Below are 22,527 nucleotides of genomic sequence, written 5' to 3' on the forward strand. Positions count from 1 at the left end.
CGATTCGTAAACGTAAGGGCGGAGCTCGGTTCGGCCGGAACCGGACGGACCGGGGCGCAGACCAAGACGGAATTTCGTGGGGAGGCATGATAGGGAGCGGCCGGGAGGGGTCGCAATGCCCCATAATTCGACCCAGCCACTATACTTGCGGTTCGCCTCCCTGGAGAACCGCATGACCGCTGCCGTCGCCCCATCTACCCCGGCCCGCCCCGCCGCAGGCCGCTACCCTCTCAACTGGAATCTGGACGCCCTGTTCCCGAATCCCCAGACGGCGGAATTCAAGACCCTGCTGTCAGGCTTCTCGACCGAACTCCAGACCCTGGCCGCGGATGCCGACACGCTGCCGGCGATCACCGCCGCCGGGGCCAGCGGGACCTGGGGGGCCTACCTGGAGCGTCTGGCCGCGGTCCTGGGACGGTTCGAGGACCTGTCGGCGTTCGTCGGCTGCCACTCGGCCGACCAGGCGGAAAACAAGGAGTTCCAGCGGGTCGAGGGGCTCCTGTCGGCTCTCTGGCCGCTCCGGTCCAAGGTCCTGACGACGGTGGAGCTGGCCTTCGTCGGCGTCCCGGCCGACAAAGTGAAAATCTTCATCGATGGCGATCCGCGGCTGAAGGCGGTCGCGTTCTTCCTCGAAGAGGCGGGTCGGAACGCCACCTTCCGGCTGCCGCGGGAGCAGGAGCAGCTCCTGTCCGAGCTGAGCGTCGACGGGCTCTCGGCGTGGTCGCGGCTCTATGACCGGATCTCCGGGGAGCTGCGGATCGAGGTCATGGAGAAGGGGAACGTCGTCCGGAAGTCGGTCGGCCAGATCCAGTACGACATGCCCGAGCGGAGCGTCCGGCAGAACAATTTTTATGCGGCCGACAAAGCCTGGGGGACGCTGGGTGACACCTGTGCCGACGCTCTGAACCACATCTCCGGTGCCCGGCTGACGAAGTACAAGCGGCTCAAGGTGCAGGACCACCTCGACGCGCCGCTGCGGCTGAACCGGATGACCCGCGGCACGCTCGACACGATGTGGGGGACGATTACCGACCGCAAGAAAATGCTCCTGCCCTACCTCGAGCGGAAGGCCAAGCTCCTGGGCCTCGAAAAGCTCTCGTGGTACGACCAGATCGCGCCGCTGCCGCCGGGGATCGCCGGGAACGAGAGCGAGCTGACCTATGACCAGGCGTGCGACCTCGTGATCCGGACCTTCACGGAGTTCAGCCCGGACTTCGGCGAGTTCGCCCGGATGGCGATCGAGACCGGCTGGACCGAGGCCGAGAACCGACCCGGCAAGAAGCAGGGGGCGTTCTGTACCGGGATCCCGACGAAGAAGGAGACGCGCGTCTTCATGACCTACACCGGGACCGCGGACAGCATGTCGACGCTGGCCCACGAGCTCGGCCACGCGTACCACTCGTACGTCCTGCGGAACGAGCCGCTCCTGCTCCAGGACTACCCGATGAACCTCGCCGAGACCGCCTCGACGTTCGCCGAAGCGGTCCTCAACGAACAGCGGCTCGTCGAAGCGAAGTCGACGGGGGCCCGGCTGGCGCTCCTCGACAACCTGCTGGCGGACTCGGTCGCCTTCCTGATGAACATCCACGCCCGGTTCCTGTTCGAGGACCGGTTCCACAAGGAGCGTCCGCAGGGGGAGCTGACAACGGCGCGGCTGAGCGAGCTGATGCAGGAGGCCCAGAAGGAGGCCTACCTGGGAGCCTTCGCCGATGACGGCTGGTATCCGGGCTTCTGGATCTCGAAGCTCCATTTCTACATCGGCGGCTGGCCGTTCTATAACTTCCCGTACACGTTCGGCTACCTGCTGTCGCAGGGCCTGTACGCGGTGGCGGCGACGGACAAGACGAATTTCCCCGCGCGTTACCGCGAGTTCCTGATCGCGACCGGGAACCGGCAGACGGAAGACGCGCTCCAGCAGACGCTGGGCTACGACCTGACGAAGCCGGAGTTCTGGAACCGCAGTCTCGACGTCATCGAGACACGGGTGAAAGCGTTCTGCGACTTGGCCGACAGCCTGGGAATGTAGCCGTCTCGCTCCGCGAGACGAGCGCGCGAGCGGCGTGTTCAAACGACTCCCGCGCCTCCGTTTCGTTTTGGATCGAGACGCCGCTCACGGTTCGAAAGCGCGGGTCGGGAGCTCATCTCGCGGAGCGAGATGGCTACTGACGATCACGACCGTCAGCCACAGCGACACGGTTCGCCCGGAATGCCAGCCGACGGCGGACTGTTCGGGAAGCCTTCGGATTTGGGAAACACAGAGGCACAGAGAGCACGGAGAAGAGGACCTCTCCGGATTAGCGGTCATTAGTGACGATGAGTGTTCCGTAACTCTCCGAGAAGAGACAGAGGAACACTGATTTTCGCTAATGCTCACTAGTCCGGAGAGAAGAGCATGGAGCTGGGAGTTCCGTGTTCCCCGCCTTATCTGTGTTGATCTGTGTCCATCTGTGGCTCACTCCTTCTTCCACAGACGTCTCACGGCTCCCTGCAAATTCCTCTGCGCTCTCCGTGCCTCTGTGTTTCAAATCCTCCACGCATCCGAGCGCGGATTGCCGATCACGAGCCTTTGACAATCGTCAGCCAGAGCGCCGTGATCCGGTCCGACACCCCGGAGATCGGGCCATCGGCGACGCGGCGGCGGTCGCCCGCCTTGCCGATGATCTTGAGCGGGACGTTCAGCGGCGTTGTTCGCTTCGTCTCGATCTTGAGCTTCACGCTCTTGGCGGAATCCCCCATCGCCTGGGACTTCGTCTCCGCGAGCGTCACTTCGGCGTCGGCCGGGAGTCCTTCGACTTCGAACACGATCTCGTCCTTGAACCCGGCCCGCCGGGCGATCGTCACCGGGATCTCCAGCGGCGTTCCGGCCTTCAGCGTCCAGCGGTTCGTGTCGACGTTCAGATCGAAATCGGGAACGGTCGGTTCGGCGGTCAGGAGGTAGGCGTACCGCGGTCCGCCGTGGCGGAAACGGTCGGTCACTTCGAGGCGGTATTCGCCGTCGGCCGGAAGCGACTGGTTGAAGTCGATGTCGTAGGACCGGCGGCCATCGTCGTCCTGCTCCTTGATGAGCTTCCCGTCGGGACCGAAGAGCCGCAGGACGGCGTCGAGCGGCGAGTCGAATCGCCGGGCATCGACCGCCAGTCGCAGCGATTCCCCCTTCTTACCCGCAAACCGGTACCGGTCGACTTCGCCCGGAGCGCTCACGTGGCCGGTGAGCGACATCGGCACCGTGAGGAGCTGGGGCGTGTTCGGCTCCGCCGGAGCCGCTTCGATAGGCGTGGCATGCGAGACCAGCGGGAGCCGGTGAGCGAGCAGCGTCGACGGCTCAGCCGCCGGGAGGATCGCGGTCTCGTCGATAAGCACAGGAGTGAGCGGCGCAGCGTCCGGGGCGATGCCGGTTCGGACGGGAGCGAGCGGTGCGGGGGTCGGACTCGCGACCGCCAGCGGGACGGTGTGGTCGATCACCGGACCCGTCGTGAGGAGCAGGCGGTAGATGTAGCCCTCGCCCCCGGCGTAGTTGATCGTGCTGTTGGGATCGGCGGGAAAGGCGAAGGCCCGGACGAGGTACGGACCGGGGCGCGTGGCGGTGAAGGTAAGCTGGGGGTCGTTGCCCCGGTCGTCGTCGTTCTGGACGAGGACGAACCCGTCCGGGGTGGCGATCTGGAGGACGCCGTCCATCGGTGTGCCGAGGCTGCGATGAGACTCGACGGAGGCTGTGAGGGTCTGTCCCGCTTCGAGCGTGACGGAGAAGGCATCGACTTCGCCCCCCTTGTGGAGGACACCGTTCACGACGACCGGCAGAGCTTCGACCTTCTGGGCCTGGGCGTTTGTGTTGTTCGGCTCGACCTCGGCGATCTCGGGGAGCGTGCCGACGAAGACCGGCCGCAGGTCGCTCGCCCCCTCATCGTTGAAGAAGCGAATCCAGACGATCCCCGGCGGGCAGTCCGGAGCGGCGGTCAGTGTCCACTCCTTCGGCTTGTCGGTCGGGGCCAGCGTGATCCCGGGGCGGCTGAACCAGACCTGCGGAACAGGTTCCCCCGCGGCCCCCACGAACGAGACGGTCACGGACTTCCCGGCCTGGACCCCGGCGGGAGAGATCCCGGTCACCGCCGGCGGAGCGGCCAGGACCCAGGCGGGAACGAGAGCGGCAATGGCGAGGACGGAAGACCGGAGGAACGAGAACGGCACTGCAGGACAGCCTTTCAAGAACTCAACACGGCACGAAGGCAACGGGGCGTCCTGGGCGAGTGGCGAGGAGAACTCCCCTTCCTCTCCCTAGACTCTAGACCCTCGTCCCTAGTCCCCAGACCACCTACGCAAACAGCTCGCTAATCGGCGTCGCGTCGCTCACGAGGTGCGTCGGGCGGCCGAGCGGGGTGTAGTAGATCTTGTCCGGATCGATCCCCAGCTTGCGGTAGATCGAAGAGGCGAAGTTCTCCGGCGAGAGGACCCGGTCGACCGCCGAGTAGCCGGCCCGGTCGGTCGCGCCGATCACCTGGCCGCCGGGGATCTTCGCCCCCGCCATCAGGACCGACATCGCGTTCGACCAGTGGTCGCGGCCGGCGTCCTTGTTGATCTTCGGGGTTCGGCCGAACTCGCCCAGGACGCAGACCATCGTCGAGTCCAGCATCCCCCGGTCGTCGAGGTCTTCGATCAGGGCCGACACCGCCGTGTCGAGTTCGGGCAGCCGCTTGCGGCAGGCGTTGAACAGGTCGGCGTGGTGGTCCCATCCCCCTTCGTAGAGAGTGATGAACGGCACGCCCGCCTCGACCAGCCGCCGGGCCAACAGCGCCCGCTGGCCGAAGCTCGAACGGCCGTAACGGTCGCGCAGTTCCTTCGGCTCGCTGGCGACATCGAAGGCCTTCTGGGCTTCGGGCGACGAGACGAGGCTGTAGCCCTGCTGGTAGTACTCATCGAGAGCGTTCACCGGGTCTCCGGCCGCCTTCTCGGCGATCCGCGGGAGCTTGTCGACGAGCGAGCGGAGGTCCTTCCGCTTGCCGAACCGGTCGTCCGTCAGTCCGCCCGGAAGAGCGACGTCGCGAACGCGGAATTTTTCGCGGTTGGGATCGTCGGCGACGACGAAGGGGGCGTACTGGGCGCCGAGGAAGTTCGGGCCCCCCGAGCGGGACATGCTCGGCATCGAGAAGTAGGCCGGGAGTCCGTTGTGGTTCCCCCGCTCGTAGGCCGTGACCGAGCCGAAGCTGGGGTGAAAGCTGACGAACGCGCCGCAGCCGACCGGAATCCGCGGCGGGGCGCCGGTCATCATGTAGTGGTTGCCGGCGCCGTGGTTCCCCTGGTCGTGCCGGATCGAGCGGATGACCGCCAGCTTGTCGGAGATCGAGGCGAGCTTCGGGAGGTGTTCGGAGAACTGCATCCCCGTCACCTTGGTGTCGATCGCCTGGTACTCGCCGCGGACTTCGCTGGGGGCCTCGGGCTTGGGGTCGAAGGTCTCGTAGTGCGTCGGGCCGCCGTCGAGCCAGACGAGGATGCAGCTCTTCGCCTCCGTCCGCAGCGCGGTCTCGGTGGCGTAGGCGGTGCCGCGGAGACGCAGCAGGTCGACGAGTCCCGTGCCGAGAGCGGCTCCGAGACCGAGCTTGAGGCAGTCGCGACGACGGATGCCGAGGCAGTTCGAATGGGCCGACATCAGGTGGGCTCCCGTGGCGATTCCCCGGAGCGCTCGCGCTGGGAGAGATCGGCCGTGCAGGCAATCAGATCAGGTGGGCAATCAGGCAGGTCGAACGAACGCTCCGGGGAGGAGGTTCGCCACGGCGGCCGGGTCGCGCGTCCGGCGGCCGAATTTCCTCATCTCATCTCGCCGGGCGAGATGGCCATCCTCGCTCTCCCGCGGGGCGGAAGAACGGCGGAAACTAATCCTTGAACACAAACTCCGGGGTGTTGAGGAGCGCCCACAACAGATCTTCGGTCGCTCCCCGGCGGTTCGTCTCCGGATTCTCATATAAAGCGGTGCCGATCCGCAACTCTTCCTCGCTCGGCCGGCGTGAGTAGACGGCCAGATACAGCTCCTCGACGATCGCGGCGGGGGGCTTTTCCGTTTTTGCCAGTCGTGCCGGCAGGCTCTCGTCCCCCATGACTTTGCCGTACAGGTTCCGCGCGTTCATGAGGTGCAGGGCCTGGACGATCGTGGTGTTGCTCGTCCGTTCGCAGGGGGGATCCTGGTTCGGGTCGGGACGGCCGAAGGCGTCGAGGAACAGCGAGTCGATGCGGTGGGTCCAGATCGACTTCGAGTGCGCCGCGGGGGGCATCGCCTCGAAGTTCTCGGGGACGCCGGTCACCTGGCAGACGGAATCGAACAGGACTTCCGCCCGCAGCCGCCGCCGGTAGTAGCGGGAGTAGTTCCGGGTGTCGACGACGTTCCGCTCGTTGGGCAGGGAGCCGAGCCCGTAGACGTACGAGTTCGTGATCCGGCGGATGAGCGTCTTCTGGTCGAAGCCGCCGTCGCGGAAGTCGTTGCCCAGCGCTTCGAGCAGCGGCGGGTTCGAGGCGGGGTTCGTGGCCCGCAGGTCGTCGACCGGATCGACGAGTCCGATCCCCATCAGGTCGGCCCAGATCCGGTTCGCCTGCGTCTGGGCGAAGAAGGGATTTTCCCTGGACGTCATCCACGTCGCCAGCGAGGCCCGGGGATCGTCCCCCTCGCCGATCGGCGGGGTCTCGCCAAAGAGGACCTTCGGAGCCATCGTCGCCCCGGTCCGCGGGTGCGTGACGCTCCCCGCCTTGGCGGTGAAGACGAACTCCTCCGAGCCGGAGATCGGCGGCGAGAGCCCGGTCCCCTTGCGGCCGAGTTTCGCGAAGAAGGCGGCGAACGAGTAGAAGTCGTCCTGGCTCCAGACCTCGAACGGATGGTGGTGGCACTTGGCGCACTCCAGCCGGATCCCGAGGAACAGCTGGCTCACGATCGTCGTCAGCTCGTCCGGCTCGCGGCGGTCGCGGAACAGCGTGACATGGCCGTCGCGGAACGTGCTCCCCTCGGAGGTCACGAGCTCGCGGACGAACTGGTCGTACGGGCGGTTCTCGCGGAACGCGCCGCGGATCCAGTTGTCGTAGTTCAGCGTCGCCTTGATGCCGACGCGGTACGGGTTCGGCCGCAGGAGGTCGGCCCACTTGTTGGCCCAGTGCTCGGCGTACTCCGGATCGTCGAGCAGGCGGTTGATGAGGCGGGCCCGCTTGTCCGGCGCGGCATCGGCGAGGAACGCCTGCGACTCTTCGGCGGTCGGGATCCGGCCGATGATGTCGATCGTCGCCCGCCGCAGGAACGTCTGGTCGGAGGCGGGAGCGGAGGGCTGGAGCTTGAGCCGCTTGAGCGTCGTCCAGACGTGTTCGTCGATGTAGTTGTGCCGCGGCAGGGCGGCGTAGAAGTCATCCGGCACATCGCCGTCGAGCGGCCGCGAGGTGCGGCAGACGACGAAGTTGTCCATGTACCGCGCCATCACCGCCACTTCCCCGGTGACGCTCCCGCCGGTGATCAGCCCCGCGTCATCGACGGCGGCGACCGCCCCTTCGTTCGACTGGAACTGGGCCAGCGGCGTGACATCCCGCGTCGTGCCGTCGCTGTAGTGGGCGGTGACGACGAGCTGCTGCTGTTCCTCTTTCTTGAGGACGCGAGCAGTCGGAAAGACCTCGATCCCCTTCAGGGTCGGAACGTTCGGCACGCTCCGCGGAGCGCCCGACGTAATCCACCGCAGGAGCATCCGGTAGTCGTCGCTGTCCCGCCGCAGCCGGACGCCGCCGCCGTGGGGAACCGCCCCGACCGGCTTCTGGATCAGGAGACTGTCGGCCGGCGCGGCGGGCTGGATCCGCCGTCCGCGGGCCTCTTTCGTCAGGGCGTCGAAGTCGAAGTCCGAATCGAACCCGAGGAGCGAGAGCTGAAATCCGTTCTGTCCCCGCTGCTTGCCGTGACACGGGCCGGAGTTGCACCCGAGCTTCGTGAACACCGGCTGGATATCGCGCTGGAAGTCGACGGGAGGCTCGGCCGGCATCTCGCCGACGGTCACGACCGCTTCGAGCGCCTGCCCGGCACACTCGATCCGGACCCGCCCCTCACCTTGCGCGACCGCCCGCACGACGCCCCGTTCGTCGACGGAGACGATCGCGGGGGTCGTGGTCGTGAACCTGGCCGAGCGGGTCAGGTCCACCGCATCGCCGCTGCCGGCCTGCAGCACGAGAAGCTGCTGCCGCGGCGAATTGCCGTCGAGCCGGACCTGCGACGGGTGAAGCTGCAGGTCGGCCGCCGACAGCGGGCCCGCAACCACGAGCGCGGCGAGAAGGACCAGCAGAGCCGGGCCAAGCGACGCTGGGAAAAAACGGGGGGACTGACGCATAAACATCAACTTACATTTCCCCTCGGCCGGGCAACAGGCCGGGAACGTGTGAGTCCGGAAAGTTGGGTGCGGTGACCGCCCGGGAGGGCTCAGCTCCTGCTGAGCCGCGCAGGTTCCCGGCCGCGTTCGCCACCGCCGCGGCTCGGCAGGAGCCTCGCCCTCCCGATGACGGGGCGTCGCGATGCGCGTACGTCCGCCGGCCGTGCGGCTGGAGGACTTCCTCTTCTCGGGGTGGCGCGTCGACCGGTAGACTTCCGGCCGCACTTGTCGGGAGGACAAGCCAATGAGGGCCTTGCGGAGTTCGCGCCGTCGTGCGGCGTTCACGCTGGTGGAGTTGCTCGTCGGGCTGGCGATCGTGGGCCTTCTGGCCGCGTTGCTGCTTCCCGCCATCCAGAGCGCCCGCGAAGCAGGACGTCAGACCGAGTGCCGGAACCGGATGCGGCAGATCAGTACGGCGGTCCAGAACCGGACGGAGGCGTCGCAGGTCATCACGGACGACCAGCATCGTGATCTGTTCGATCTCCTTCCCTTTCTCGGGGAGACCGCGTTGTACTCGCATCACGTCGAATCGACTCAGCACACGCCGGGAACGCCGGTCTTCGTCTGCCCGTCGGACCCGCAGTCGTCGGCCCCCCTCGCCACCTTCAACTACGTGCTGAACGGTGGGAACCAGTTGACCCCGCGGGCCAAGAACGGCGTCTGTGCCGACTTGTTCGATCCACCGGTGCGGCCGGCCGACGTCACCGACGGCTTGAGTCAGACCGCCTGCCTGTCCGAGCGGCTGTTTAGCCGCGGAAGAAGCCAGCTCCATCACACGTGGGACGAGGTGGTCGCTGAAGGGGCGCGGTACACGTGGTTCCTCCAGCAGACCAGCCCGAACACGGAACCGGAGTTTGTCGACGCCTGTCGCAACGCCCGTCTGACCCCGTTCTCGACATTCCTGATCGGCAGCGCGCCGATGGGGCGGTTCTTTCCCCCCTACACCCACATCCTTCCGCCGAACTCCCTGGGCTGCTTCAACGCCACGGCCGCGGATCCGCTGCTCGACATGTCGAACTCGATGAACGGCGTCACCGCCACCAGCCATCACGCCGGCGGAGTCCACCTGGCGTACTGCGACGGCCACGTGGTCTTTCTGAACGACGCGATCGACGGCACCGTCTGGAAGGCGATCGGCTCCCGGAACGGGAGCGAACTGAACCACACCCCTTGATCGCGACACCGACGTCCCGGGAGCGAGACCATGACGACGTACGACCGCCCGCGGCTCCTGGCTGCGGCCCTCGGCCTCCTGCTCGTCGCGGGGGCGATGTGGTTCGTCTTCGGCCGGCGTCCGCCGCATGAGACGGTTCCGATCCGGGCGGAGCTCCTCGAGATCGACAAGTGGGTCGTCGATGGCGCCCCGCAGCCCGCATGGCCGACGCGGTTCCGGGCCGCCTCGCGGATTCCGCTGGAGCTCTGGGCCCGACCGACGCACCCCGTTTCGCGTTCGCCTGCCACGACGGGGCCGATGCGGCGCGAAGAGGTCACGCTGTTCCTCGTCGACAAAGCCCATCCGGAGCAGCCGGTCCCCAACGGGGCCGCCCTCGTCGAAAAACAACCGGGCGATCCGCAGCCGGTCGTGACCCACGACGGAGTCATCCGCTTCGTCGAAACCCGGCCCTCTCCTGGCCCGCGGAGTCCGGAGAAGCCACTCGACCAGAGCCGGGTCCGCCGGTACTCCGGCGACCTCGTGCTCCCCGCATCGGCCGGGGAGTACGTCGTGATGGTCGCGGTCAGCGAGCCGTCCGGAACCTACGGCGCCGGCGATCCCCGGAGCCCGGGCGCCCTGACGATCGTCCGCCGCTACGACATCGCGATCGACTGACGGTCCCGGGCGGGAGGAGGCCGGTCGGAACGGTGTCCGACCGGCTCCGGGAGTCGAAGAAAAGCCCCCGGGCTGGCGGCCGGCCTGCTGCATGGAGCTCACTTCTTGAGGTCGAACACCGGGTCGTTCGGGCCGACCTTGACGTCGAGCGTCAGGTCGGACTTCTCGTTGTACTGCTTGGGGATGAACTGCTCGCGGACCTGGACCTTCTCGCCCGGGTTGTCTTCCCGGAACTTCCCGGGGACGTCCCGCATGGCCATGATCTCGACCTTCTTCTTCCCCACGTCGGTCTGGAGCGTGAACGCGCCGTCGACGATCTTCGCGCCGGCGCTCCGTCCCCCCGGATCGAGCGGCGTGACGGTCACGTCCCCCTCCTTCAGCGGCTGGCCGTCGAACGTGACTTTGCCCGTCACGGTCTCGAGCTTCGGGCCCGCGGGCTTTCCGCCGCAGCCGGCGAACGAGAGGGAGATCAGGCAGAGCAGAGCGAACGCGATGCGCATGGGTTCTTCGCTGAGGTTGAGGCGGATGCGATGAGCGCTTCCGCGTGAGACAAAAGAAGGTTGAAGGCCAAGGATGCCTTCAACCTTCGGGGGCCGTCCGTCGACGGCGAAAAGCGATGTCGGCACGGGTTCTGGGACCGTGGCCTAGAAGTCGGCGACCCGTTCCTGGCCGTTGCAGCTTCCAACGTTCTGCCACAGCGTCCGGTCGATGGAGTCGGAGACGAACTTCACGGCGCCGTCACCCATGGCGGCCTGCACGCCGCCGACGTGGGCGCTGCGGGCAAAGTTCCGCTGGGTCGTGTAGACGCTCATGCTCGTGCAGGGAGCGTTCGGCCAGGTGGTCGACTTGCAGGTATAGACCTGATCGGTAACGGTCGAGTTCGGCGTCTCCATCGTCGTGAAGCCGAAGCCTCCCCCTTCGCCGCCGCCCCAGTAGCCGCCGGGCTCGCCCCAGCCGCCGGTCGTCTTTCCGCGGCAGAGGCCTTCGCTGAACATGACGGTGTTGCTCAGGCCGTCCGCGACGTGCTTGACCCGGGTGCTCGAGTTCCAGTGGAACATCCCGCCGTTGTCGACGTTGTGGTTCTGCGTCTTGCCGATGCAGACGACGTAGTTCCCCTGGAAGCCGTAGGCGCCGCTGCGGAGGCCGCCGTTCGCTCCGAATCCGCCCCCCGAGGGATCGGTCGGACAGACGAGGGTCGGGATGATCGCGTCGCGGATGTCGACCGGGGTGTCCATGACCCACTGGCCGACCCAGTTCTGATACTTGTTGTACATCGGCCCCTGGTCGATGTACGGCAGGACCTGCTGCATCCAGGTGTCGCGGGTGTGGTACGTCCCGAAGGTCAGCACCCCGTACGGGAAGACGTTGAGCGTCTCGTGATAGCTGTGCATCGCGATGCCCAGCTGCTTCAGGTTGTTTCCGCACTGCGAGCGGCGGGCCGCTTCGCGGGCCTGCTGGACAGCCGGCAGGAGGATGGCGACAAGCACGGCGATGATCGCAATGACGACCAGCAGTTCGATGAGGGTGAACCCTCGGGAGGCGAGGCGACGCACTTTCATTGACGTGATTCCCGGGAAACAGGGACTACGGAGCGACAGGACAAAGCACGACGAGACCGTCCAGCGGCGGAAGACTCCACCGCAGTAGAAAACATAAACAAGCACGCATATTAGTCAATCCTGCTCAGCCACTAGGCAGAGTTCCGAGAGCGGCCGGGAAGCCTCCTCAGGACAATTCTTTGCCGACGGCGAGCGACGGGAACGGGAGCGAAGGCATGGCAACCGGCGTTCCGAATCAAACGCAGGTGCAAAAATCTTCAGCGTCTCCCGCAAATCCTTCGCGTGCTCATCGGCGTTTCGCCGTGCGCATCATGAGCGCACGTCCTGTTTCCTGCGGATCAATCACCCGGGCTGGCCTTTCTCCGGGACCGTAATCTCCAGCGTGTTCTCACCCTCCTTGACCTGCACCGGTTCCGGGATCAGGTAGAGCGTCGGCGGCTTGGGGGGAGCGGGGGGCGGCGCGTTCGGATCCATCGGGGCGGGGATGATCCCGCCGACCGTTACCTTGACCTTGTGCGGGCCGATCTTGGCCCCCTTCGAGCCGTCCCGGTACGTCAGCTCGAACGCCCCCTGGCCGTCCGAGGTCGCCGTCGAGGGAGCCCCGCTTTCGGGCATGAACTCGACCATCGCGTTCGCGAGCGGAGCCCCCTTCTGGACCAGTTTCCCCTGGACGGGAGCCAGCGGCGGCTTGTCCTTCGGCTCTCCGCCGCCGCATCCCACACTGCACGCGACGACCGCCGCCAACAGGACCTGCAACCCGCGCATCGAACTCACCGCGCCTTTCGAGAACAGAAAGTGAAACACCAAGACACAAAGACCGCACCAAGACCACCAAGGCTCCCTCTCGGCAACTTGGTGCCTCCTTGGTGCCTTGGTGTTTAAAAAAGACGCCCGTCATCTCAGGAGACGGAGGGCTAGTTGATCCCTTCGAGCTTCTTGTTGTCGTCCCGCTGGCAGGCCCGATAGAACATCGTCGCGTCCATGTTGTCCGACAGGAACCGGACCGAGCCGTCGCCGAAGAGCAGGTTCGCTCCGCCGGCGTGGACCGAGGTGATCCGCGTGTGCCGGTAGTACGGGTAGTGGTTCCCGTTGTCCCCCTGCTTGCTGTTGATGGGGGAGCGGACGACGGTCATGTTGAGCCACCAGCCGGTGTCGTTCCCTTCGCCGCCGGACCACGGCCCGCCGTCATGGTTGCAGGCCCGCAGGTCGCGGTTGGCCCCGGTCGTCGGATCGACGTCGTAGGCCGACTGCTCGCCGACGGCGATCGTGTTCGACAGCCCGTCCGGACAATCGGCGATCTTGGGGGGCTTGGCCTGCGTGTAGGTCTGGTTCGAGGCGACGATCAGGCCGTTGTAGTTCGACCGGTAATAGCCGGTCCAACTGCTCGGAACCGGGCAGCAGGCCCCAGTCTGCTGGTCGTCGTACGGACCGGCGATCCCGACGTAGTTCGCCAGCTGATAGGTGATCGTCGCCGGGGCCCCCAGCCCCTGCGTGACGGAGTTCGTCGTCTGGTTCCGCGTCGCGGGCATGGAGCTCGACGGGCAGCTGAAGATCGGAACGCGGAGGTTGTGGGTCACTTCCCAGTTCCGGTTCGGGGCGCTCCCCTGCATCGTCCAGTCGGTGTCGTCGAACGTCATCTTGGCGTAGGCGGCGTTCTGCTCGAGCATCGGGAGCAGCCGGACCATCCACGACGCCCCGCGGCGGCCGGCACCGTCGGTCTTCACGTTCCCGGGGGGGAACATGTTGTTCGTGTCGATGTAGTTGTGGAGCGCGATCCCCATCTGCTTCAGGTTGTTCCGGCACTGGGAAGCCCGGGCCGCCTCGCGGGCCTGCTGGACCGCGGGGAGCAGGATGGCGACGAGCACGGCGATGATCGCGATCACGACCAGGAGCTCGATCAGGGTGAAGCCGACTTTCGACTGTGGACGCGACGTCATGACGGAACCTCGAGGGAGGAACGGAGGGACTTGAGAAACGCGGACGGTGGACGGAGAAGTGCGCGACGTCGGGGGCCCGGGCGGCGTGCGGCTCAGCCCGGGATCTGGATCTGGACTTCGCTGCCGTCGGCCTTGACCTCGACGATCAGGTCCGACGTATCGAGCTGCTGGTATTTGCGGGGGAGGGTGGCCGGGAGCTTCGGCGGTGCCGGGGGCGGTCCCGCCGCTCCTGGTTCAAACGGCATGAGGGTCGGCGAGAACGCGACCTTGTACTGGCCCGGGGGAAGCGGACCGCCGGAGGCGAACCGGCCCTGGTCGTCGACGACGCAGCTCGTCCCGACCCCTTTGACGCCGTCCTGCAGCGTGACGGTCACGCCCGTGAGCGGCTTTCCCTTGAGGGTCACGGCCCCTTTGACCGGGTCCCCTTCGGGCATCTGGACGCTCTCGCCGCAGCCGAAGGCCGCGAGGAGCAACAGGCCGGCCACCAGGGACCGGCAGACATTCGAGGCCAGGAGTGATCGCATGACGCGTGGGCTTTCGATCGCGGAGCCCGAGCGATTCAGGCCGCCGCGCGAGGTTGGAATCGGGAAGTGCGGGCGAGCGGCGTTCCACCCGCGGCTGACTGACGACTGAGAACGGACGACCGACGACTCACCACTAGTCACCAAAGCTCGCGGGCTTGCCGTCTTCCCGCATCGCCAGCCGCTTGAGGGTCGTCAGGTCGATCGCGTCGGCGACGAACCGGACTCCGCCGTCCGCGGACAGGCCGTTGATCCCGCCGGTGTGCTTCGAGGCGAGCGGCAGGGAGTTCGTGTAGACGTAGCCGCATTCAAAGGGAGCCCCGCAGGAGGCGTTGGGCGGGTAGAGCACGGGAGCGAGGCCCGAGGCGATGCCGCCCGCGCTGTAGGTGTTCGTGGCGCTGCCGTCCGTGAAGCCATGCCAGCCGCCGTAGTAGCCGCCGAGTCCCTGCGTCTGGCCGCCGGTCGTCAGCCCCCCGCCGGAGCTGCCGGTGAAGAGGACCGTCGCCGACTGCTCGCCGATCAGGAAGATGTTGCTCGTTCCGTCCGCCAGGTCCTTGATCCGGGTGAGGCGGTTGTACTGGAACGGGCCGTTGTCGCAGGCGAAGCCGTAGGTCTGGTTGCAGTTGCCGAAGCCCGCGTTCACCGCGCCGTTGATCCCGACATAGTGGTGGTACTGGAAGCGGTTCCCGTTCCAGCCCGGGTTGGCATTCGGATCGATCGTGCTGGAGGGGCAGATGAAGGTCGGGATGGAGAGCCCGGTGAGGGTCGCCTTGTTCGTCACCGACGAGGATCCCGACTTGAAGTCCTCCGCGGCTCCGGTGAAGTCGAGCTTGTTGAACAGCGGGCCCTGTTCGAGCATCGGCAGGACCGAGACCCGCCAGTTGATCTTACCCATCACCCCTTCGGGGAAAGCGTTGTGGACTTCGTGGTAGCCGTGGATCGCGATTCCGATCTGCTTCAGGTTGTTGCGGCACATCGAGGCGCGGGCCGCCTCGCGGGCCTGCTGGACCGCGGGGAGCAGGATGGCGACCAGGACCGCGATGATGGCGATCACGACCAGGAGTTCGATCAGCGTGAAGCCACGCCGGCGGCATCGGGAAGTCATGGGAGGGAAACCTCGTTCGAAACGTCAGCCAACGCGCAGACCGATAGCGCCGGTCGCCGCGAGCGATTGAGTGAGGGGGTCAGAAAAGCCGCCCGCGGCTACGACGACTCGCGGACGACAAGCTGCGTCGCGACCCGTTCGATCCGCGGAGATTCGCCGGGGACGAGTTCGTCCCGCAGCCGCGCCACGACGCGCCGGAGGAGCGTCGGCAGTTCCAGGGAGACGGTGGTCAGCGGAGGATCGAACATCGCCGCCATCTGCAGGTCGCCCCACCCGATGACGGAGACCGCCTCCGCGATCCGCAGTCCCAGCCGGCGGAACGCCCGGCACAGGGCGACCGCCGTGAAGTCCGTATCGCACAACACCGCGTCCGCCCCCAGATCGTCCACGATCCGCCGGGCCAGACGGTCAAACCGCTCGTAGTACTCGGGACTCGAGACCAGCCATCCGCGGGTCTCGATCACGATCCGCCGGTCGTCGAAGTCGAGGCCGAGTTCCTCCGCCGCGGCGCGGTACGCCTCGCGGCGGTGCCGGAACGCCAGGGACTCGTCCTCTTCGGCGATGAACACCGGCCGCGACCGTCCCTGGTCTTTCAGGTGGGCCATCGAAGCCCGCGCACCGGGGACCACGTCGCTGATCACGCTGTTGACGCGGGGATCTCCCACGTCGCCGATCGCCACGACCGCCTGCGGGAACCCTCCGAAGAGTTCCGCGACGACCGGCCACTGCTGTTCGTTCTCGAACGCCAGGTAGACGATCCCGTCGACCCACCCGGCGCGGACATCCTGAATCAGTTGTTCGAGGGTCACCGGCCCCTCGGGGGCGAACTGCGCCATGACGCGCAGGCCATCCTGCTGGGCCGCCTCGTGCAGCCAGGCCAGGGCCCGCTGCGTGAGGAAGTTGCGGCAGTCGTTCGCGACCACCGCCACGATCCCGCTGCCGCGGCCGGCGAGCTGCTGGGCCGCCCGGTTGGGGCGGTACCCGAGGTCGTCGGCGATCTTCCGGATCCGCTCCGCCGTCTCGGTCGAGACCCGGACCCGTCCATTCCCCGTCCCCATCAGGACCGCCGAGACCGCCATCCGGGACACCCCCGCTTTCTGGGCGATGTCGACCATCCTGAGCGGCTCGGCCGGACGGGTCGGGGAAGGGCTCACTCGCGTCCTTCAGTTCAGGAGTCTGTGGGTTCAATATCGCGAGATATCACAGGTGATATAACGGGATATCTTAACAAAAACCTTTGGCAAACCGTGTGCCACTTCTCACGCTCCGGCCCTCCCGGGCTGTCGGCGGAGACGTTTTGCCTCACGCGCGGGCCGGGGTTGCCCTCAAAGATGAGGCGTATTCGACCGTCTTTCCGTCGGATTTGCCACCATAATCCAGTATAGTGGAAATTTTTCCCGGAAATTCAACTTGCTGGAATCCGGGCTTCACGGACGCTTCAGAACGGCGCGGCAATTCGGCAGGCCTGCTGACGAACAGCGCATCGGGCCCCCAGGCGAGCGGTGGGCGTCAGCCCCCTGATGAACGGCCCTGCGGCCTTAAACCGCGTCCTCGCCGGCACGACTCCGTTTGCTCAAACCCAACGTGCCACGGCAGCCGGGGTCAAGGGGGCAACCCTTGCCGCCGGAGGCGCTTCCATGAGGAACCGTGGTACGCAACGGACGTCCGCTTTGTGGAAGCGACGGTGAGAACCCACCGCTCGCTCTGCAATCCCCACGGGTTGGTGGGAGGGGCATACAGCACTGTGTCCGCGCTTGGGCACTCACCCCTTCAGACATCCCTCGACGGCCAGGCCTCCGGCGGGCAAAGGGGCGTTGCCCCTCTGCACTCCCCACCAGGGTGCCCCTGGACCCGGTTCTGGGCTGCGTTTTCAGCTCTCCGCCTTCTTCTCTTCCGCCTTCGCCCCAGCCCCCTCCCGCATCCTCCCCAGATACTCCCGCAACCGCTGACGCCCCTCCTGAAAATTCTGCTCGTAAATCTGCCGGAACTCCTCCTTGTCCGGCAGCGATCCCCGCGACTTCAAACTGAAATAAGCACACATCGTCAGCCCCAGCGCATACGTGCTCGCCGCCGCATACAGGGCCGACACCGCCGACCCATACCCGGGAATCACCTTCAGCAGTTCCCGCCCGCCAAGCCGCCCCAGGAACCCCAGCCCCAGACTGCTCAGGATCTCCCCGATCTGCTGCCGATCGAAATCCTCGTCGTAGATCGAAGCGATCGTGTGAAACATCTTCCCCTGGACCCCCAGCACCAGCGGCATATCCACCAGCGGCATCGGCACGCTCGCCGCCGCCCCCGCCGCCACGGCATACGACAGGACATGCGGATGCGCCGCCCGGAACCGCGCATCGCGCAGCTCCTTCCTCGCCCGCTCATGCTGGTTGAACATCGCCCGCAGTCCCAGCGGCAACAGCTCCTCGATCGCGTCCCAGAGCTGCTCCAGCCCGTAGTTGACGACGTTGAACCCGTCCTCCGGCAGCGTGAAATCGACCGGCACGAACCGGGCCTCGATCCCCGCCTCCTGAAACATCAGCCGCTGCGTCAGGAGCGACCGGGCCAGGTCCTGCGGCACATGCGGCGGCAGCGGCGTCTCGGCATACGGATAAGGGACGATGTGCTGCTCATCCCGCGAGCGATAGCCGTCGTGCAGGGTCGTCTGCACCACCAGGACCGGCCAGTGGGGACGCGCCCGATGGATTGACTTCAGCGCATCCATGACCGACTGCTGCGCATGATCCATCGCCTTAATGACGACGATCAGCAGGTGCGCCTGGTCCTGAAACAGCCGGATGTCCTCGGCCGGGTCATAGCTCACTTCCCCCAGGCCCCGGGTATCGAGGAACCGCAGGATGCAGTCCTGCTCGCTCGGAAACGGATACTCGGCCGCCGTCCGGGTGCAGGGCCGCAGCCCGTTCCCGATCTCGGCCCGCGAGTTCTCGGTCATCGCCCGGATGAGCGACGTCTTCCCCGACTGCGTCTTCCCCAGCAGCCAGAAGACGGGGGTGGGGAGCTGCGACCGGACCTGCTCGACGCACCGTTCGAGTTCCTCACGGTCGACCTCGGGGGCGACGAGCTGCTTCCAGGCCCGGGTGAAAAGATTGCGAGGCGTTCCCATGAGCCGTCACCGGAAGGCGAATCGGACCGCGGCGCAGCGCCGCGGCCTCCGCACGATTATACCGGAGCCGGTGCCCCGCTCCCTCTTCTGCTCAGAAGGAAGCGAGGGAAAGCCGACAGCGATCCTGGAAAGCGGTCGCGAAGGAGCGTAACGACAGAGTCCCCCGCCGACGGCGGGCGGCCCTGGCCGCCGAAGGCACATGCATCCGGAACCGTCGCAGATGGCCGGGCGCGACGCCGGAGCGATCTCCGGCGAGCGGAAGCCCGGGACCGGCACTATTCCAGCGGCAGATCGATCTTGTTGTCCCCGTCCTTGACCACGGTGGCGGTCAGGCCGGACTCGTCCGCCTTGCTGTACTTCTCGGGAACCTCCGACTTCGGCCGGGGGGGATCGGTCGACTGGTTGCCGGTCGGCGGAACGTAGTTCGGCGAGTCGACCGGGGCGGGGGTGGGGGTCGGCGGGACCGGCGGGATCTTCGTGACCGTCACCTTGTGGCTCCCCTCCAGCGCCCCGTCTCGCGGCGCGTAGGTGGTCAGCTCGTACTGCCCTTCGCTGTTCGTGCGGCCGAAGGCGCTGCGGTTGTGTTCCGCGTTGAAGAAGGTGATGTCCGCATCGGGAAGCGGTTTGCCCTTGTAGGTAACCACTCCCGTCACTTTGTAGACGGGGAGCCGCCCCTTCGGCGTTCCCGGGCCGCACCCGGCAGCGCAGAGAGCGATGAGACACAGGGACAAGACAGTGCTGTGGCGCATAACACGATCTTTGACAGGGATGGGGTCGATCAGAGGCGTATCGCTCAACGTGGCGGCCACGGACGGAACGCTCCCGTCAGGACGCCGACGAACAAAGACGCCCCTTCTCGTCGAAGGGGCGTTCGTGCAGTCAACAGTGGAGTGAAAGACTCGCGGGGCTCAGAACTCCGGCACCTTTTCGCCGCCGGCCTTCGATCCCAGGGCGCCCCACACGCCATGCGGGCTGGGACCGCCGAGCGTCGACGCCGTCGAGAGGTTCCCCGTGTCGATCGTGTTGCCGACAAACTTGACGGCGCCGTCCGCCATCAGGCAGTTCACGCCTCCCGTGTGGAAGCTGCTGGCGGTCATCAGGTTGATCGCCCCGTCGGCATTTCCGTTCGTGTCATTGATGCACGAAGGGCCATTGGGGGCCAGGATCGAGTTGAACGCCACGATTTCGGGCTGTCCGTCCGCCCACTCGGAGCTGAACTTCCCCTTCACGTTCGTCGTGTCGGTGTAGCGATTGTTGGACAGGATCGCGCTCGCCGCCCCGAGGCACGCGCCCGGGTTGGTATTGATGGCCCCCACGTTCATCAGGATCCCTTCGCGAACGTCGGCATTCGCCTTGCCGTTGGCCCCGAATCGTGCGGCGACGCGCTCGCTGAACGCCAGGGTGTTGCTCGCTCCGTCGGTGATGTCCCGGATCCCGTAGGTCGTGTTCGTGGCGAACAGCCCGTTCACCGCCGTCGAGTCGCGATTCGCGGCGCCGACATAGTCACCCATGCTGAACGCGTAGTTGCAGATCCCCTTGGAGTAGTTGAAGCCCGGATCGGTCGGACAACGCAGCCCGCCGATGTTCTGGTTGTACCCGGTCCAGCCGCTCCAGGGGGCTCCACCGCCGGGGCCCGCCCCGCCGACGCCGTCCTCGATCTTCTGGTACATCGCGGCCTGATCCATGAAGGGGAGCAGGGAGACCATGCCTGAGCGGCGGTTGTAGTTCCCGGAGAACCGGGTCGTGTCCGATCCCAGTCCGCTGCTCCCCCCCTTGCGGTAGACGAACGATCCGTAGGTTTCGTGGTAGTTGTGCAGAGCGATGCCGATCTGCTTCAGGTTGTTCTTGCACTGCGACGCCCGGGCCGCTTCGCGGGCCTGTTGGACGGCCGGAAGCAGGATGGCGACGAGGACGGCGATGATGGCAATGACCACCAGCAGCTCAATGAGGGTGAATCCACGACGGCGCAATTGGGACACAGGGAACCTCCGCTGGACGGAAATGATGCAAAAGAATGCGGACGAAGGGCGACGACATGCCGACGATGCGGCGAGAAGGGACTTTCAGATTAGCCTTTGATGAATATCGGAACAACAAAATCAAGTCCGCCGCTGCGAGAAAAATGCCAAAAAATGACCGCGCGGGGCAATTTCCTGACGAACTGTTCAGAATGGATCTTTTCCTGCCGATGCGAACTTCCCCCCGCACCTTGACTTCTCATGAACGTAGAATTCAAGTGGTCCCGGTTTGCGGGTGTCCCCAGGAAGAACGTCTGCCGCGAATGACCGACCGCTGATCCCTGCCAGGGAGCGCGAAAGGTTGCGATTCGCTTTCGGCTCGTCTTCCCGTGCACGATGTGCTGTGCCGTCCTCCGGCGCGGCGCGTCCCCGCCATCGTCGTCGCTCGGCCCCGACTCGGGGTGACCACTTTTCCCGTGAAGCGTTGTCGTTTTTAGGTGAGTCGCACGTAATGAGTCTCAAGAGTCGTCGAGGGTTCACCCTCATCGAACTGCTGGTGGTCATTGCCATCATCGCCGTTCTCGTCGCCATTCTGCTTCCGGCGGTTCAGCAGGCCCGCGAGGCCGCCCGCCGCAGCCAGTGCCAGAACAATCTCAAGCAGATCGGCCTGGCCCTGCACAACTACCAGGAAGCCCTGGGCGTCTTCCCGCCCGGAGAAATCACCCGCGGCTGCCACGGTCCCAACGCCTGGACCCAGATCCTGCCCTACATGGACCAGGGGTCGTTCTACAACAGCATCGACTTCAACCAGTCCTGCAGCTTCTGGTTCGGAACGGCGGGGGGCGGTCCCAACGCCCTCCGGATCCACGGCAAGGCGGTCCCGACCATGACCTGCCCGTCGTCGCCGCTGAATCAGTTCATCGGGGAGACGAACGGCATCACGGCTCCGGTCCCGAACCCGCTCAATGTCTTTCAGGGGACGTACGTCCTGATCGCCGGCGCGGTCGGCTATTCCGAGCGGTCCAACGACGGCAACGGCATCAAGTCGCAGTCGGGCTCGTTCCTCATCAACAAGTCGCTGAACTTCCGTGATTTCAGCGACGGCAGCAGCAACGTGATCATGATCGGCGAGCAGTCCGCCTGGGGAAAGAGCGCGACCGGCACCAACGTCGACATCCGTTCCGACCATGACGACGGGTTCTGGATGACCCACTCCGGGGACACCCGCTGCTTCAACACCACGACGATCCGCTACAGCATCGGCGAGCGGAACGCCACGCTGGCAGGGGTCGACGGCCAGCGGTGCAACTGTCCGATCCAGTCCGCGCACGTGGGCGGTGCCAACGTCCTCGTCGGCGACGGCTCGGTCCGCTTCGCGGGGGATGCGCTGAACCTCGACCTGCTGCGGCAACTGGTGACGCGCGATGACGGCGCGGCGACCGGCGAGTGGTAGGCCAACGGCCCGGAGAGCTTCCGCCGTTTCCTTTTGCCGGCGGGATGAACCCGGCTTGGCGGGATGAACGCGCTTCGGCGGGGCAGAGGCCCCGTCAGCGGGGATAGAATCTGGAACTCACGATCCGCCGGGCCGTCAGGCGCGGCGGATCGCTTGCTTGGAGACTTGGAAGATGTTTCGTTCGAGTGGTGTGTGCGCGCTGGGCCTGACCCTGGTTCTGTGCCTGGGGTGCGGCGGCGGAGACAAGACCCCCCGGGGGACGGTCAGCGGCAAGGTGACCTTCAACGGCATGCCCGTCACGGAAGGGGTCGTGACGTTCACCCGCAAGGGGGGCGGGGGGAGCGGAGCCGGGACGATCGGTTCGGACGGGTCCTACTCCGCGAGCGGGGTTGAAGGCGGAATCCCCGCAGGCGACTATACGGTTGTGGTGATGCCGCCGGAGGTGGCGAAGGATCTCGGTCCCAACACCTCGCCCACGATGGTCCTCAAGGAGATGAAGGACATCCCGGCAAAGTATCGCAGCGAAGCGACGAGCGACCTGAAAACCTCGATCCAGCAAGGGTCGAACGAGTATAATGTGGACATGAAGCCCTGAGTGCGGGGTCAGCAGATGGCCGATGACCGCCGAGGGCAGCCGCAGTTGAGACCGGCGGATCCTCCTCTCAGCCGGTTTCCA

Annotated in this window: 18 protein-coding genes; 5 read left to right on the forward strand and 13 right to left on the reverse strand. The window is 66.3% G+C overall.

Annotated features, from left to right (window positions below):
• The first annotated feature begins 172 nt into the window (after positions 1 to 172).
• Positions 173 to 2,026: a M3 family oligoendopeptidase gene (locus VT03_RS19925; RefSeq protein WP_075094607.1), complete on the forward strand. Its 1,854-nt coding sequence runs from the start codon at positions 173 to 175 to the stop codon at positions 2,024 to 2,026.
• A 530-nt stretch (positions 2,027 to 2,556) separates the two neighbouring features.
• Here VT03_RS19925 and VT03_RS19930 read toward each other — a convergent pair.
• The 3 genes from VT03_RS19930 to VT03_RS19940 all read right to left on the reverse strand — a co-directional run bounded on the left by VT03_RS19930 (position 2,557) and on the right by VT03_RS19940 (position 8,333).
• Entirely contained in the window at positions 2,557 to 4,185 is a 1,629-nt protein-coding gene (locus tag VT03_RS19930; RefSeq protein WP_075094608.1) for a PPC domain-containing protein, read from the reverse strand.
• Between the two features lie 124 nt (positions 4,186 to 4,309).
• Positions 4,310 to 5,641 carry a DUF1501 domain-containing protein gene (locus VT03_RS19935; RefSeq protein WP_075094609.1) on the reverse strand — a complete coding sequence of 444 codons (1,332 nt, stop codon included), beginning with the start codon at positions 5,639 to 5,641 and terminating at the stop codon, positions 4,310 to 4,312.
• A 223-nt stretch (positions 5,642 to 5,864) separates the two neighbouring features.
• Positions 5,865 to 8,333, reverse strand: coding sequence for a DUF1549 and DUF1553 domain-containing protein (locus VT03_RS19940; protein WP_075094610.1), 2,469 nt, complete (start codon positions 8,331 to 8,333; stop codon positions 5,865 to 5,867).
• A 292-nt stretch (positions 8,334 to 8,625) separates the two neighbouring features.
• Here VT03_RS19940 and VT03_RS19945 point away from each other — a divergent pair, with 292 nt between their 5' ends.
• The gene (locus tag VT03_RS19945; protein ID WP_410000376.1) at positions 8,626 to 9,546 is read left to right on the forward strand and encodes a DUF1559 domain-containing protein; all 921 of its coding nucleotides are present in this window, start codon (positions 8,626 to 8,628) and stop codon (positions 9,544 to 9,546) included.
• A 30-nt stretch (positions 9,547 to 9,576) separates the two neighbouring features.
• On the forward strand, positions 9,577 to 10,200 hold the full coding sequence (locus VT03_RS19950) for a hypothetical protein (RefSeq protein WP_075094612.1): 624 nt from the start codon (positions 9,577 to 9,579) through the stop codon (positions 10,198 to 10,200).
• 98 nt (positions 10,201 to 10,298) lie between these two features.
• Here the strand turns inward: VT03_RS19950 and VT03_RS19955 are convergent, their stop codons facing one another.
• The 10 genes from VT03_RS19955 to VT03_RS20000 form a co-directional block, all read right to left on the reverse strand.
• Positions 10,299 to 10,700, reverse strand: coding sequence for a hypothetical protein (locus VT03_RS19955; protein WP_075094613.1), 402 nt, complete (start codon positions 10,698 to 10,700; stop codon positions 10,299 to 10,301).
• Positions 10,701 to 10,844: 144 nt separating this feature from the next.
• Complete coding sequence (locus VT03_RS19960; protein WP_075094614.1) at positions 10,845 to 11,759, reverse strand: DUF1559 domain-containing protein; 915 nt, start codon at positions 11,757 to 11,759, stop codon at positions 10,845 to 10,847.
• A gap of 342 nt (positions 11,760 to 12,101) precedes the next feature.
• Positions 12,102 to 12,533, reverse strand: a complete 432-nt coding sequence (locus tag VT03_RS19965; RefSeq protein ID WP_156514634.1) for a hypothetical protein — start codon at positions 12,531 to 12,533, stop codon at positions 12,102 to 12,104.
• Between the two features lie 140 nt (positions 12,534 to 12,673).
• Entirely contained in the window at positions 12,674 to 13,696 is a 1,023-nt protein-coding gene (locus tag VT03_RS19970; RefSeq protein ID WP_075094616.1) for a DUF1559 domain-containing protein, read from the reverse strand.
• 92 nt (positions 13,697 to 13,788) lie between these two features.
• Positions 13,789 to 14,220, reverse strand: coding sequence for a carboxypeptidase-like regulatory domain-containing protein (locus tag VT03_RS19975; protein WP_075094617.1), 432 nt, complete (start codon positions 14,218 to 14,220; stop codon positions 13,789 to 13,791).
• Positions 14,221 to 14,353: 133 nt separating this feature from the next.
• Entirely contained in the window at positions 14,354 to 15,322 is a 969-nt protein-coding gene (locus VT03_RS19980) for a DUF1559 domain-containing protein (protein WP_075094618.1), read from the reverse strand.
• Positions 15,323 to 15,420: 98 nt separating this feature from the next.
• The gene (locus VT03_RS19985) at positions 15,421 to 16,476 is read right to left on the reverse strand and encodes a LacI family DNA-binding transcriptional regulator (protein ID WP_156514635.1); all 1,056 of its coding nucleotides are present in this window, start codon (positions 16,474 to 16,476) and stop codon (positions 15,421 to 15,423) included.
• A 716-nt stretch (positions 16,477 to 17,192) separates the two neighbouring features.
• The gene (locus VT03_RS19990; RefSeq protein ID WP_075094620.1) at positions 17,193 to 18,440 is read right to left on the reverse strand and encodes a GTPase family protein; all 1,248 of its coding nucleotides are present in this window, start codon (positions 18,438 to 18,440) and stop codon (positions 17,193 to 17,195) included.
• A 275-nt stretch (positions 18,441 to 18,715) separates the two neighbouring features.
• Positions 18,716 to 19,189: a carboxypeptidase-like regulatory domain-containing protein gene (locus VT03_RS19995; RefSeq protein WP_075094621.1), complete on the reverse strand. Its 474-nt coding sequence runs from the start codon at positions 19,187 to 19,189 to the stop codon at positions 18,716 to 18,718.
• A gap of 159 nt (positions 19,190 to 19,348) precedes the next feature.
• Positions 19,349 to 20,419 carry a DUF1559 domain-containing protein gene (locus VT03_RS20000; protein WP_082846375.1) on the reverse strand — a complete coding sequence of 357 codons (1,071 nt, stop codon included), beginning with the start codon at positions 20,417 to 20,419 and terminating at the stop codon, positions 19,349 to 19,351.
• Between the two features lie 490 nt (positions 20,420 to 20,909).
• On the opposite strand from VT03_RS20000, the gene VT03_RS20005 reads away from it, so the two are divergent.
• On the forward strand, positions 20,910 to 21,851 hold the full coding sequence (locus VT03_RS20005; protein ID WP_075094623.1) for a DUF1559 domain-containing protein: 942 nt from the start codon (positions 20,910 to 20,912) through the stop codon (positions 21,849 to 21,851).
• A gap of 172 nt (positions 21,852 to 22,023) precedes the next feature.
• Positions 22,024 to 22,446, forward strand: coding sequence for a hypothetical protein (locus tag VT03_RS20010; RefSeq protein ID WP_156514636.1), 423 nt, complete (start codon positions 22,024 to 22,026; stop codon positions 22,444 to 22,446).
• Positions 22,447 to 22,527: the final 81 nt, after the last annotated feature.

Source organism: Planctomyces sp. SH-PL14 (genome assembly GCF_001610835.1).
GTDB lineage: Bacteria > Planctomycetota > Planctomycetia > Planctomycetales > Planctomycetaceae > Planctomyces_A.

Excerpts from the sequence above, each read along its gene's own strand:
- VT03_RS19935 (WP_075094609.1), bottom strand. The coding sequence starts at position 5,641 with ATGTCGGCCCATTCGAACTGCCTCGGCATCCGTCGTCGCGACTGCCTC.
- VT03_RS19940 (WP_075094610.1), bottom strand. The coding sequence starts at position 8,333 with ATGCGTCAGTCCCCCCGTTTTTTCCCAGCGTCGCTTGGCCCGGCTCTG.
- VT03_RS19970 (WP_075094616.1), bottom strand. The coding sequence starts at position 13,696 with ATGACGTCGCGTCCACAGTCGAAAGTCGGCTTCACCCTGATCGAGCTC.
- VT03_RS19995 (WP_075094621.1), bottom strand. The coding sequence starts at position 19,189 with ATGCGCCACAGCACTGTCTTGTCCCTGTGTCTCATCGCTCTCTGCGCT.
- VT03_RS19960 (WP_075094614.1), bottom strand. The coding sequence starts at position 11,759 with ATGAAAGTGCGTCGCCTCGCCTCCCGAGGGTTCACCCTCATCGAACTG.
- VT03_RS20010 (WP_156514636.1), top strand. The coding sequence starts at position 22,024 with ATGTTTCGTTCGAGTGGTGTGTGCGCGCTGGGCCTGACCCTGGTTCTG.
- VT03_RS20005 (WP_075094623.1), top strand. The coding sequence starts at position 20,910 with ATGAGTCTCAAGAGTCGTCGAGGGTTCACCCTCATCGAACTGCTGGTG.
- VT03_RS19955 (WP_075094613.1), bottom strand. The coding sequence starts at position 10,700 with ATGCGCATCGCGTTCGCTCTGCTCTGCCTGATCTCCCTCTCGTTCGCC.
- VT03_RS19990 (WP_075094620.1), bottom strand. The coding sequence starts at position 18,440 with ATGGGAACGCCTCGCAATCTTTTCACCCGGGCCTGGAAGCAGCTCGTC.
- VT03_RS19950 (WP_075094612.1), top strand. The coding sequence starts at position 9,577 with ATGACGACGTACGACCGCCCGCGGCTCCTGGCTGCGGCCCTCGGCCTC.
- VT03_RS19980 (WP_075094618.1), bottom strand. The coding sequence starts at position 15,322 with ATGACTTCCCGATGCCGCCGGCGTGGCTTCACGCTGATCGAACTCCTG.
- VT03_RS19925 (WP_075094607.1), top strand. The coding sequence starts at position 173 with ATGACCGCTGCCGTCGCCCCATCTACCCCGGCCCGCCCCGCCGCAGGC.
- VT03_RS19975 (WP_075094617.1), bottom strand. The coding sequence starts at position 14,220 with ATGCGATCACTCCTGGCCTCGAATGTCTGCCGGTCCCTGGTGGCCGGC.